General features: G+C 39.8%; 9 protein-coding genes and 1 other RNA gene. 9 read left to right on the forward strand and 1 reads right to left on the reverse strand.

Features of this window, described 5'->3' with window-relative positions; translation table 11 throughout:
- The first annotated feature begins 8 nt into the window (after nucleotides 1-8).
- The 7 genes from OK344_RS06795 (at nucleotide 9) to pckA (ending at nucleotide 10792) form a co-directional block, all read left to right on the forward strand.
- Nucleotides 9-1529 carry a RagB/SusD family nutrient uptake outer membrane protein gene (locus OK344_RS06795; protein ID WP_265144068.1) on the forward strand — a complete coding sequence of 507 codons (1521 nt, stop codon included), beginning with the start codon at nucleotides 9-11 and terminating at the stop codon, nucleotides 1527-1529.
- Between the two features lie 167 nt (nucleotides 1530-1696).
- Complete coding sequence (locus OK344_RS06800; RefSeq protein WP_265144069.1) at nucleotides 1697-3625, forward strand: putative porin; 1929 nt, start codon at nucleotides 1697-1699, stop codon at nucleotides 3623-3625.
- A gap of 3 nt (nucleotides 3626-3628) precedes the next feature.
- Nucleotides 3629-5215 carry a bacillithiol biosynthesis cysteine-adding enzyme BshC gene (gene bshC / locus OK344_RS06805; protein WP_265144070.1) on the forward strand — a complete coding sequence of 529 codons (1587 nt, stop codon included), beginning with the start codon at nucleotides 3629-3631 and terminating at the stop codon, nucleotides 5213-5215.
- 38 nt (nucleotides 5216-5253) lie between these two features.
- Nucleotides 5254-7161, forward strand: coding sequence for an amino acid ABC transporter substrate-binding protein (locus OK344_RS06810; protein ID WP_265144072.1), 1908 nt, complete (start codon nucleotides 5254-5256; stop codon nucleotides 7159-7161).
- 109 nt (nucleotides 7162-7270) lie between these two features.
- Nucleotides 7271-8146, forward strand: a complete 876-nt coding sequence (fabD, locus tag OK344_RS06815; RefSeq protein WP_265144073.1) for an ACP S-malonyltransferase — start codon at nucleotides 7271-7273, stop codon at nucleotides 8144-8146.
- 3 nt (nucleotides 8147-8149) lie between these two features.
- Entirely contained in the window at nucleotides 8150-9058 is a 909-nt protein-coding gene (locus OK344_RS06820; protein WP_265144074.1) for a GYDIA family GHMP kinase, read from the forward strand.
- Nucleotides 9059-9187: 129 nt separating this feature from the next.
- Complete coding sequence (pckA, locus tag OK344_RS06825; RefSeq protein ID WP_265144076.1) at nucleotides 9188-10792, forward strand: phosphoenolpyruvate carboxykinase (ATP); 1605 nt, start codon at nucleotides 9188-9190, stop codon at nucleotides 10790-10792.
- Nucleotides 10793-11186: 394 nt separating this feature from the next.
- Here pckA and ssrA read toward each other — a convergent pair.
- Nucleotides 11187-11586, reverse strand: a transfer-messenger RNA (tmRNA) gene (gene ssrA / locus OK344_RS06830).
- A 352-nt stretch (nucleotides 11587-11938) separates the two neighbouring features.
- Between ssrA and OK344_RS06835 the strand changes: the two genes are divergently transcribed.
- Together OK344_RS06835 and OK344_RS06840 are read left to right on the forward strand one after the other, a co-directional pair.
- Entirely contained in the window at nucleotides 11939-12763 is an 825-nt protein-coding gene (locus tag OK344_RS06835) for a hypothetical protein (protein ID WP_265144077.1), read from the forward strand.
- A 74-nt stretch (nucleotides 12764-12837) separates the two neighbouring features.
- Nucleotides 12838-13569: an SIMPL domain-containing protein gene (locus tag OK344_RS06840; RefSeq protein WP_265144078.1), complete on the forward strand. Its 732-nt coding sequence runs from the start codon at nucleotides 12838-12840 to the stop codon at nucleotides 13567-13569.
- The last annotated feature ends 30 nt before the right edge of the window (nucleotides 13570-13599 follow it).

A 13599-nucleotide genomic window follows, 5' to 3' on the forward strand; every position in this document is an offset into this window, starting at 1 on the left:
TTATAATAATGAAAAAGTTTTTAATAATAATTTCGTCTCTATTGGTAATATCAGCAAGCAACTCATGTAGCGACCGGGAGTTGGAACTGTATCCACCAAGTCAAGATGATATTCAGGATATAGATTCAGAAGATAAACTTCAGAAATTTGTTAATGCGGGATACCTTACTATGGGTTCTGTGAGTGCTTTCGGTGCAGATGCGATGGCCTTGGGAGATGTTCTTTCTGATAATTTATATGTAACAAGTGCCAAAGCCTACGTTTTGACTTCAAATATGAATTACAGTCCGCTTAATAATGATACAGGAGGTCTTTACCGCACCATGTATGATGCGATAATGAACTGTAACATGGTGATTAATAATACTAAGGTGGCTAATTCTCCCAATGTAGTAAGGATGAAAGCTGAAGCCAAAATATTACGGGCCTTTGCATATTTCACTTTAGTTAATTATTTTTCACCTGCTCCAACCTCGGGGATTAATCAGGAGTATGGTGTACCAATTGTATTAGGAAATTATGATTCATCGATACAGCCAGCAAGAGCTACTGTGGCAGAGGTGTATTCACAAATAATCTCCGATTTAAATGAAGGTTTGGCAGATGCTGATGAATCTCCTTCGTCTAAAGTATTTCTAAGCAAGACAGCGGCAAAACTTATTTTAACAAGAGTTTATCTTACCCGCAGGGCCGCAGGAGATGCTCAGTTAGCGCTTCAGTATGCTACAGAAATAGTTAATAATGGCGGATCAGAGTTTGCACCAGTTGCTACTGCGGATTATGTGAATTATTGGGCTGGAAATTCTGATGATTTTTCCGAAAACCATCCTGAGACCATTTGGGAACTCGATATGAACTCCAGTTCAAACTTAGTAACTGGCGTTGGTGCTAACCTTGCCATGCCTACACTTTATAACAGAGTAAGTGGCGACCGTCGTGCACTTCTTTTCACCAAGAATTTCTTCGACAGTTTTCCGCATACAGATTTACCAACTTTACCGAATGGAACTCCGCAAAGTATATCCCCGGATGTAAGAAGAGGAGATACCAAAACCACTGCACCCGCTTTACCTGCAGGGCTTTTGTCTACTCTTACACTGCCGGCAACAGATAATCCTGCTGGAGCCTGGACAAACAAGTACCCAAGGTTGACAAGTAATGGAAACTTTATGAGAAATATTAAAATTTTCAGGTTTGCAGAAGCACAGCTGAACAGAATTGAAGCACTGCACCTTACGGGCCAGAATGCCACAGCTCTTGCGGAACTTAACGCTTTTGCATTGTCCAGAGGTGGTTCTACTTATACAGGAGCTAACCTTCTGAATGATATTTTAACAGAGAAGAGTAAAGAATTTTATGGTGAAGGCCAGAGATTTCTTGATTTGAAACGGCATAACTTACCGTTGATAAAAAACTCTAACTGTACAACTAATTGTAATGTACCGGCCAACGATAAATTATTTGTAATGCCGATCAGCCAAACAGCAATTAACTTCAATGTTAACCTTAAACAGTATCCAGGATATTAAATAAGTTTTTCATTAAACCAAAACCCCTGTTTTAAAACGGGGGTTTTTTATTTCCCCATATTTCTTACATTTGTACACCAGGTTTAATGAAAGCAGAAATTCTTCAAGACCATAATTTTCCGGTCAGCTGCGTTTCATCAGACTCAATCAATAATAAAAGCAAACGGATGAAATATCTTCTTCTCTGTATACTGTTCTGTGGATTCGGGATGAACGCGCAGGTTGTCAATAAAACCGATTCCAACAGAGTAAAACCACAGGACACGCTGGTGATCGATTCGGGCAGAAAAGATTCTCTTCAGATCTTTAAGCCTACTATTTATGATTATAAGTATCACACCCAGTTTTCTGAGAAGAAAATTTTTGATACGGTTTTTACCCACAACAAAACTTTTATTTTCTCGCAGTACAACAACCGCGATAATTTCGGAAGAATACAGTTTGCCAATATCGGTTCTGGATTTAACCCTCTGGTTTTTGAAGTGAATACAGAACAGAATCTTTCACTTTTACCGACCAACAAATCTTTCAATATTCTTGGCATCAATGATGTGAAATATTATGATGTGAAAACGCCTACCGCGGCCTTCATTTATCATAATTCTGTGAGCAGCGGTGCCGAACTGCAGTCAACCTACACACAGAATATCGGTAAGAATTTCAATTTTGCGGTGGAGTATCTCGGTTTGCGGTCACTCGGGATGTATAAAAACGCACTGGCGTCGAACAACAATGTCGTTTTCTCGGGACATTATACTTCTAAAAACAATAAGTATGAGGCATTTGCCCATTTTCTCCATCAGAATGTCAACAACCAGGAAAATGGTGGCATTTCAGATACAGATCTTTTCCTGAGTGGGAACAGCAATTTCGACAACCGTCTGAATATTCCTGTAAACCTGAATTCGTCCGATTCTCGTTTTGGGTACCGCAGGTATTATTTCAGCCAGCAGTTCCGGCCGTTTTCTTCTGAGAAATTTCCGTTTAAGATCCGCCACACGATCTTTCATCAGGGGAATAAATATTACTACAACCAGCAGTCTGCGGAACCGTATTATTTTGATGAAGCTTCGGATTTAATCGATTATCCGCTGTCGTCTAAAAAATATTCCAAAAATCTGAGTAATACGGTGAGTGTGCTTTTCGATAAAGAAAATTTCAAACTCGATGCGGGCGTGCGTCATCAGCTTATCAAATTAGGTATTGGGAAGCCTTTACCGACATTTTTAAATATTCCACAGGAACTTTCTGAAAACCGAATTGGTGCAGTGGGTGATTTGCAGATAAAACTCTGGGATAAAATTGCCCTGAATTCTAATCTTGAATTTTCAAACGGAAATGAATTCGGAACTTTTCTCCGCTCGCAAAACTTAATGAAATTTGAGCCCATTGAAGGCTATTTCGTGAACGCGAAAGTAAATTTCCAAAGTGCGTCGCCGACATTCAATTTACTCGTGAATCCTTCGGTTTACCGACAGTTCAATTATTATCTGGAAAATCCAGCCAACGAAACCATTACCGAAATCGGTGGCGATGTCAACCTGAAATGGTTCCAGAGTAAAGTCTTTGCGAATTACTTCAGAATCGATAATTATACCTATCTTGATTCCGCTGCAACACCTCAGCAAAGCGGTTCAGGACTCAATATTTCACAAATTGGCGGCGAAGCTACTTTTTCTTACGGAAATTTCCATCTGAATCCGAAAGTGCTTTTCCAAAGTGCTATCGGTAACAAAGATCTGCTTCCGATGCCGAATTTTGTAGGACGCGCAAATCTTTTCTGGCAGGGAAAAGCCTTTAAAAAAGCCGCAGAAATTCAGACAGGCATCAAAGTATATTATTTTACAAAATTTTCCTCCAGAGAATATTTCCCGGTGCTGAATGAGTTTATTTTGCCCAACGCAAACTCCCAGTCCATTGGTGGGCAGCCGATTGCTGACGTTTATTTTAATATGAAAGTGAAGCGCATGTTCTTCTTTATCGAAGCGCAGCATCTCAACACGACTTTCATGCAGAACAAATCATTTACGGCGCCCAACTATCCGATCTACGATTTCCGTCTGAATTTGGGAATTGTTTGGTATCTTTTCAGTTAAATCATGGTAAAAAACAGCAGCATATCTTTTCTTGATATTGAAAGCATTCCTCAGCTCATCAAAGATTTTCTTTTGCAGAAGGTCGATGGTTTCGGGAATCAGCTTTTTAATGATGAAAATATTAAGAATCAGTTCAGGCTGAAAGCTCAGGAATTTAGTTCTGAAAAAAGGAAAATTCTTTTTGATGTTTTAAAAGAACAGTATTCTGGTTTTAAACTTAATGAAAAACAGGAAGAAAATCTGAATTCAGTTCTTCAGGAAAATACTTTTACCGTAACCACGGGACACCAGCTGAATCTTTTTACAGGTCCGGCATTTTTCATTTATAAAATTCTGCAGACGATAAAACTCGCCGATGAGTTAAACAGAAAGTTTCCCGGCAGAAATACGGTTCCCGTTTTTTGGATGGCAACAGAGGATCATGATTTTGAAGAAATCAACCACTTTAAAACCGAAAACAGGTATTATGAAACCAAGGCGAAAGCCGGTGGAGCTGTGGGAAGAATTATTGTGGAAGATGATTTCTTTATATCCGAATTCGAGGAAGAATTTAAAGATTCAGTTTTTGGGACTGAACTGATTTTGCTGATGAAAAAAGCCTATAAAAAAGGCAATTCACTGGCTCAGGCCATCCGTATTTTAGTTCAGGAACTGTTTGCAAGCTACGGTTTACTCGTGATTGATGGTGACGATGCAAAACTGAAAAGCCAGATGAAAGAGCGGTTCCGAAATGAACTTCTTCATCAGGAGCTTTTTGAATCTACAAAAGAAACTGTAGCATATTTATCTGAAGTTTATGGTAAAGTTCAGGTGAATCCGAGAGAAATTAATCTGTTTTATCTTACAGAAACCCGAAACCGCATCGAATGTAACGGTGAAAAATTCCAAATTGTTGATACCGATATTACTTTTTCTAAAGAAGAACTTTTAGAAGAACTTGAAAAGTATCCTGAAAAATTCAGTCCAAACGCGATGATGCGACCTGTTTATCAGGAAACGGTTTTACCGAATCTGGCCTATATTGGTGGCAATGCCGAAATTATGTACTGGCTGGAACTGAAGGATTATTACGGGAAAACGAACCTTGCTTTTCCGGTTCTCATTCCGCGGGTTTCCCTGCTTTTTGTGAGTGAGAAAAACCTGGAAAAAGTAAAGAAATTCGGTCTGGAGATCAATGATTTTTTTAAGAATTTTGCTGCGGTAACAAAAGATATTTTGCTTCACGATAATGAAATTCTTAAGCTTTTAAATGAAGAAGAATCACTGGTCAATCAGAGATTTGATGAAATTTCAGCGAAAGCTTCTCTTACCGAGAAAAGTTTCGCACATCTTGTGAATGCTGAGAAAACGCGTCAGCTGAAATCTTTCGCAAGGATGAAAAAACGCCTTCTTCGCGCTGAAAAAATAAAACAGAATGAAAAACTCGAACGTTTGGAGCAGCTTTTTCTGCAAATTCACCCCGGAAAGAACTGGCAGGAGCGTGTTTTCAACTTTTCAGTTTTTTACGCTGACCTGGGCCACGAATGGCTTCAAAATTGTTACCAGGAAATAGACGTTTATAGATCGGAATTAATTATTCTCAGCATTTAATTTTAAAGCAGTATTTTTGCACATATTTATCATAACAGATGATCAGAAAAATTTTCTTACTCTCAAGTTTAATCACATTTTCTGGGTTGTATTCCCAAAAAATGCATACCGTTGTTAAAGGCGACAATCCCTACAACATTTCGAAGAAATACGGCATCAGCGTTGATGAATTATACAAGCTGAATCCGAAGGTGAAAGACGGTAAAATTACCCTAGGTGAAGTTTTGGTAGTAAATAAATCCGGTGCTACAAAGGCTGTTGCCACTGAAAAAACCAGCTCCGAATTAGGTAAAATTATTCTTCAGCCAAAGCAAACGGTGTATGGAATTACAAAACAATATCAGATTTCTGAAGCCGAGTTGCGCAAACTGAATCCAAATTTGGATTCGCACATGAAAATTGGTGACGAAGTGGTGTTGCCTTTAGATAAGATTAATAAATTTGGCGGTAGCCAGCCTGTAGCTTCAAATGTTCCAGCGGCAAATCCTCAAACGGTAGCGGTTGAAGTAAAAGCAGAAGAAAATAAGGCTGATGAAGATTCTTACCAGATTCAGGAAAAAGACAATTACTATAAACTTACAAGGAAATTCAAACTTACCCAGAAAGAACTTTTCGCGCTGAATCCCGGCCTTGAAGCAAGAGGTTTGCAGCCCGGAGAAATAATTAAAATAAAAGGAGAATTTTCAAATACAGCTGCGGTAGAAGAGCCAAAAGCTACACCAGTTTCTGAGGTTTCTACCAACACTTATGAAACCACGTCGGTGAGCGATGATTATGTAACGTACACCGTACAGGCGGGAGATACTGTTTTCGGAATTCTGAATAAATTCGGTGTGAGTTTAGATGAATTATTAAATCTCAACCCAAATCTTTCCCAAGGTTTGAAGACAGGAATGGTCCTGAAAATCAAAAAACTGGATGCCGGCTATGTAAAAAAATCCGGTGATGCACTGAATGTCGTTTTGATGTTACCTTTCGGTTTTGATACTGATGATGCAAGAGCAAGAACGCTTTCTCTCGACTTCCTTGCAGGGGCGAAATTGGCCATTGAAAGAAATGCTGCAAAAGGCCAGAAGCTTGATGTAAAAGTAATCGACGCAGGTAATGAAGCAAGTTTCAAGAATTCTTTAACCCAGATCAATGCAGGAAATACCGATTTAATTATCGGGCCGTTCTTCAAATCGAGTGTACTCCAGGTTCTGGATTATGTGAAATCGAATAAAATTCCGGTTGTCGCGCCATTCGCCAATACTGATGATCTTTTGAAATATGATAATCTCATCCTTATCGAAACCAACGAAATGGTTTATGCAGACAGAATCGTGAAGGAAGTAAAAGATGCATATTCTGACCAGAAAATTTACATCGTTGCTGATGATGACAGATCAAAAGCCAATTATCTGAAAACAAATCTGGAAAAAACGATTAGAAATGCCTCAGTTAATATCGTGAATTCTCCGGCTGATATTCAGTTGGATAAAAATATGATGACCGGCCAGTCGGCTCCTGTAATTGCAGTGTTAGCCAATGACAAAGATTCTGTAGGTGATGCCTTTGCGAACCAAATGATTACACTTTCCAAAGAAGTTGCAAACGTAAAAGCTTTCAGTATGTATTATTCGCCGGTATTCGAGAAAAAAGTGGACGAACTCAGCGCAGCCAATCTTGTATATCTGATGGACAGAAAAATTGATACTGAAGGAGATTTCGAGAAAGAAATTTTGGCTGCCTACAAACAGAAATATTGCAAAACGCCTTCTAAATATGCGGTAATCGGTTTCGATGTCGTGAATGATATGCTGAGCCGCGAAAATAAAAAAGGTGAAATTTTCAAACAGATGAACAAAGTGCAGACCCAGTTGGCAACTAAGTTCGAGTTTGAAAAAACCAAAAACGGCGCTTATGTGAACAAAGGTTACAGAGTAGTGCGTTTGTTACCGAATTAAGACACAAAGTATCTTCTCCGGGAGATAAATCCGAAAGGATAATGATAAATAAATATGTAGTTGATTATTCTGAAAGATCAACGGAGTCAATTTTTTCTAAATAATTTATATGAAAGCACTTGTATTTCCTGGGCAGGGTTCACAGTTTGTGGGTATGGGAAAAGAATTGTACGATTCGCGGAAAGACATTAAAGATTTGATGGAATCTGCCAACGATATTTTAGGTTTCGATATACTTTCGATCATGTTCAAGGGGACGGAGGAAGACCTTAAAAAAACCGAGGTTACCCAACCATCTATTTTTATTCACTCAGTAGCTGCCCTCAAAACCATCAATGGTATTGGTTCTGAAATGGTTGCAGGCCATTCTCTGGGCGAATTTTCCGCTTTGGTTGCCAACGGTGTATTGTCTTTTGACGATGGATTAAAACTTGTTGCGGCGCGTGCCAATGCCATGCAGGAAGCATGTGATGCCAATCCCAGCTCTATGGCTGCCATTCTTGGTTTAGCCGACGAAAAAGTGGAAGAAATTTGTGCTTCAATCGACGGAATTGTGGTTCCTGCAAATTATAACTGTCCGGGCCAGCTCGTGATTTCGGGTGAAACTGCAGCAGTAGAACTTGCTTGCGAAAAAATGAAAGAAGCAGGTGCAAAACGCGCCTTGATGTTAGCTGTAAACGGAGCTTTTCATTCACCATTAATGCAGCCGGCACAGGAAAAATTAGCTGCAGCGATTGAAAAAACGAAGTTCAGAACGCCTATGATTCCTGTCTATCAGAATATTGTAACAAAAGCAGTTACCGATCAGGAAGAAATCAAACAGAACCTGATTAAGCAACTTACAGGTCCCGTAAAATGGACACAATCTGTACAGAATATGATTAAAGACGGTGCGGATACTTTTATTGAAGTGGGTCCAGGAAAAACATTGCAGGGACTGATCAAGAAAATCAGCAGCGAAGTTACCATTTCATCAGCAGTGTAAGGAATGACGGGTAACCTATTTTCACCGGGAAAATTATTGCTCACTTCAGAATATGTGGTCTTAGATGGCGCTTTGGCTCTTGCCGTACCTACAAAATGGGGGCAGGAGTTTTTTTTTGAAGAAAACGGAGATGGTAATTCTATGGTTTTTTGGGAAGCTTATCATCAGAATTCGCTGTGGCTGAGCGCAGAGATCGATTATAAAACCTGGAACATCACTTCAGCAAATCTTCCGCAAGCCGCAGCATTCATATTGAAAGTTCTGCAAAACGTTCAAAAACTTTCGGGTGATAAATTCAGATCAGCTTCATCTTACCATTTGAAAACCAACCTTCAGTTTCCGGCTGATTATGGGTTGGGAAGCAGTTCTACGCTGATGAACAATCTCGCCGAATGGGCTGGCATTGATGCTTTTAAACTGAATGAACTCAGTTTGGGCGGCAGTGGTTATGATATCGCCGTGGCAAAAGAAAAATCGGCTATTCTTTACTGGAAAACTGATGATGAAAGACTCATTAAAGCTGTAGATTTTAATCCTGTTTTTAAGAATGAACTTATTTTCATTCATCTCAATCAGAAACAGGACAGCCGCGAAGGCATTGAAATGTACCGTGCGGAGCCGAAATCACCTGAACTGATTGAAGCGTTTTCGTTGATTACTGAAGAAGTAATGACATGTGAAAATTTAGAATATTTTTCGCAGTTAATGGAAGTTCACGAACGAAAACTTTCAAACTTTCTCGGAATAAAAACCGTAAAAGAAAAATATTTCGAAAACTGCCCTTTTTTTGTGAAAAGTCTGGGCGCCTGGGGCGGCGATTTTGTAATGAGTAGAAAATTTCCAGGTTTTGAAGACTATTTTTCGGGAAAAGGTTTTCACCGTCTTTTTTCGTGGGATGATTTAATAAGTTGATTGTAAGCAAGTTGCGTATTTTTAAATTTCTTGTGAATTCTGACGAATATCAGTAGTTTTAAAACCATTTTAATAACCTATAATAGGTAAATTTGTTTTATTAAAAAGAATCAGAAATATTAAGTCATTATGAAGAACATCAAGATTATCCAGCAATTACATGATTTAGGAATCACCGGTTATGAAGAAGTAGTTTACAACCCAAGTTACGAAGAGCTTTATAAAGCTGAAATGTCTGCTAAAAACCAGGGGTTTGAAAAAGGCGCATTGACAGAGTCGGGTGCTGTTGCCGTAAAAACCGGAATTTTCACAGGACGCTCACCGAAAGACCGATTTATTGTAAAAGACGCAGTAACCGAAAATACAATTCACTGGGACGGTAAGGTAAATTTAGCTACCACTCCGGAAATCTTCGAAAGCTGCAAGCAACTTGTGCTGAAACAGCTTTCTTCTTCTAAAAGAATATATGTTGTTGATGCCTTTTGTGGGACCAACCCTGATACCAGACTTAAAGTTAGATTTATTATGGAAGTGGCCTGGCAGGCACATTTCGTAACCAATATGTTCATCCGTCCTTCCAATTATGAACTTGAAAATTTCGGGGAGCCAGATTTTATCGTGATGAACGGTTCTAAAACCGTAAATCCTGACTGGAAAGAGCAGGGATTAAATTCTGAAAACTTCGTGATGTTCAACCTGACGCAGAAAATTCAGATTATCGGTGGAACCTGGTATGGCGGCGAAATGAAGAAAGGAATGTTTGCCATGATGAATTATTATCTTCCATTAAAAGGCATGGCATCAATGCACTGCTCTGCCAACGTGGGAGAAGAAGGGGATGTAGCGTTGTTCTTCGGACTTTCAGGAACAGGTAAAACTACACTTTCTGCAGATCCGAAAAGATATTTGATCGGTGATGATGAACACGGCTGGGATGATAACGGCGTATTCAACTTTGAAGGTGGATGTTATGCCAAAGTGATCGACCTGACTGAAGAAAAGGAACCGGATATTTACAAAGCCATCAGAAGAGATTCACTTCTTGAAAATGTTGTCGTAAACGAATATGGTGAAGCAGATTATACTGATAATTCCATCACCGAAAATACCAGAGTTTCTTATCCGATTTATCATATCAGCAAAATTGTATTGCCATCGAAAGCCGGACACGCGAAAAAGATCGTTTATCTTTCTGCTGATGCTTTCGGAGTTTTGCCACCGGTTTCCATCCTGAACGAAGATCAGGCACAATACCACTTCCTTTGCGGTTACACCTCTAAACTAGCGGGAACCGAAAGAGGAATTACAGAACCGGAACCATCGTTCTCACCGGCATTTGGAGAGGCATTCCTTACGCTGCACCCGACCATGTATTCTAAGACACTGATTGGTAAAATGAAAGAGCACGGAGCAAAGGCTTACCTTGTAAACACGGGCTGGAACGGTACCGGAAAGAGAATTTCACTTAAAGATACGCGCGCGATTATCGACGCGATTATCGACGGATCCATTGACAAGGCAGAGAAGACCGTTATTCCGATCATGAATCTTGAGATTCCGACTGCTCTTCCAAATGTAACCGACGGTATTCTTGATCCAAGAGCCACTTATGCCCACGTTTCCGATTGGGAGGCAAAAGCCAGAGATTTAGGTGCGCGCTATATCAAAAACTTCGAGCAGTACTGCGATACCAAAGAAGGTCAGCGACTGGTTGCTGCAGGACCACAGCTTTAATTTTAATTGTTTTGTATAAAGATTCCCCTAGTGATAGTAGCTAGGGGAATTTTTTTTGGTGATTTTTAAACAGTTAATATATGCGCAAAAATAAAAATCGTTGAGGCAAAAAACCTCCCTATTTTTACAGAATTTCATGCTAATATAAGTATTAAGAAACTCTAGTGTCATGCCTCTATGAAACTATAGCTGGAAGGTGAATTAAAATGAAAACAATAGAGTCCAGAAAATTATAGTGATGATTTGGGAGCTTAAAAAACTGGTAGCCATTCCCATAGTTTTCTTGAAATATTCTTAAACCAGTCAAAGGTAGAAATGTTATAATTACAAGAAGTTTTCTAAATACTGACTAAAATAAAATAACCCACTGATTTACAGTAGGTTATTTTGTTTAATGTGGAGTTGGAGGGATTCGAACCCTCGTCCAAACAAGCAACACGCAAGCTTTCTACATGCTTATTCTGCGTTTGGTTTTCGATCGTAAACAGAGCACAGACACCCAATTTACGACTTATCTTCTTTAGTTTTCGTGCTTTGGCCGAAGTTTCCAAAACCTTATTTCCGCATTGCTATACCCCAGAATCAGACGTCGCGAAACAGAACTTCTGCGGGATATCTTGCTTCCTTACTGTGCTTCGGGAAAACGCTGAATCCTACTATAATTCAGATTAAGCTGCAAGAGCAAACTCTTGGTCGCCAGTTAAAATTGTGTAGCAAGGGATTAAAGAGATCGCGCTACGGTTCTCTGCATGCTTACTTACCCATTGATCTTGCTGTCGAAACCAGTCAACCCCAATTTTTTGTAAGTCTGCAAATATAAGCAAAAATTATTCCCAACGAGAAAGTGTTTTGGGCGTGTCCCTAAGTCGGTCATTCTGGCACAAACTGCCTTTGGCAGTCTGCGCCGCCATTTCCTTCTTCAGGCCGGGCTATCCGCTATATCTTTTGTGGGGGCGGCGGCGGAGCCGCCGCCCCCACAAAAGGATGCCGCTCCTATCCCTCACGCGGGAATACCGTTCCCAATGTCCCAAAAAAATTAACGAAATCATCCTTAAATTTTTTAAAAAGAATCTTAAAAGAGTTAACGCAGGTTAAATTTTAAATCGGGTTTGAAATTAGTTCTACTTTTAGTAAAATTTTTAAAGCGTGAAAACAAAATTACTCGTTCTCTGTTTCGTTCTCATCTCCATCTCCGCATTCGCTCAGGATTATATTTTTGGGAAAGTGCGTTCCGAATTTGGTGCGGAAATGTCCAACGCAATCATCATCAATACCCGCACTGAAGAAAAAGTAAGTTCCGACAAAGACGGGAATTATATGATTGCCGCCAGAATCTCGGATGAGCTTCGTTTTGTGAAAAGTGGTTACGACAGGATTTCTGTGAAAATATCAAACGAACATTATTCCGCACCGGTCAATGTTTCACTTCCCAAATCGGCGTATTTGATCGAGGAAATTGAACTTGCGTTCACGCCCACCGGCAATCTTAAGAAAGATTCCAAATTATTAGATGCGCCTAAAAGACTGGTCGCATTACAGGGTTCTCTGGATGCATACATGAAGTCTCCGATGCAGGAAGCGGTTCCTCAAGCTACTACGATTCCATCTGCATTTAAACCCAAAGATCTAGGGGAAGGAACGATAAGTTTATTGTCAGTTGGTAGCGGAGGTTCCTCAGGTTTGCTTTCAGCAGTTGCAGGTTTAATCAGGCCTTCAAAAAGAGATCAACAGACAGCAGCCAATTATTCCGAAACCCAGGCCTTTTACCGACGGGTAAAAGCAGAGATCGATTTAAGTTTTTATTGGTCGAGAGGCTGGACCGAAGAGGATCTCGACCGGTTTTTAATTTATGCCGATAACAGTTATTCGCTGGCCAAAAAATACCGTAAAAGTTTTGATATTGCTGCTATAAGTTCTGATATGAAAATGGCCTATATCGAATACATTAAAACCCATAAAGTAGGAACCTGATTTTACGTAAAAGGTTAAAATTTGTAAAGCTGCGTTTTATTTTTTCTTATCTTTAGGAATCAAATGTTACTAAAATGAACAGAAATATTATTGCCATCGCCATTGCCGCTGCCGGATTTATCATTGGTCTTGCATTGTTAGGAAATGCGATCAAGAACCGCAACCAGTCGGAAAACACCATTTCAGTTACCGGATTGGGAACCAAGAAATTCACATCGGATCTTATTGCCTGGAGCGGAAATTTTTCGCGCAACAGTTTCGAACTCAAATCCGCCTACGACGAACTGGCCAACGATAAAAAAGTAATTGAAAATTATCTGGCCTCCAAAGGAATTCCGAAAAACGAGATGGTTTTCTCAGCGGTGGATATTCAGAAACAGTTTAATTATTCTACCGATAATATGGGCAGAAGCCAGCAGACATTTGCGGGTTACCAACTTTCTCAGCGGGTTTCGATCGACAGTAAGGATGTCGCTAAAATTGAAAATCTTTCCCGTAATATTACCGAAATCATCAATTTAGGGATAGAATTTACCTCTTCGCCGCCCAATTATTTTTACACGAAACTGGCCGATGTTAAACAGCAGATGATTGCTGACGCTACAAAAGACGCAAAACAGCGCGCTGAAAAAATTGCCGAAAATGCAGGTGCAAAACTCGGTAACCTTAAAAAAGCGACGATGGGTGTCACTCAGATCACTGAACCGAATTCTACGGAGGAGTTTTCTTACGGCGGAACTTTCAATACCTCTTCAAAAGAAAAAGAAGCCAGTATTACGATTAAATTGGAATACGAAGTTAATTAGGCCGCGGCTGGCCACTGGTTTTTGGCTTCA

The organism is Kaistella yananensis (assembly GCF_026107505.2).
Lineage (GTDB): Bacteria > Bacteroidota > Bacteroidia > Flavobacteriales > Weeksellaceae > Kaistella > Kaistella yananensis.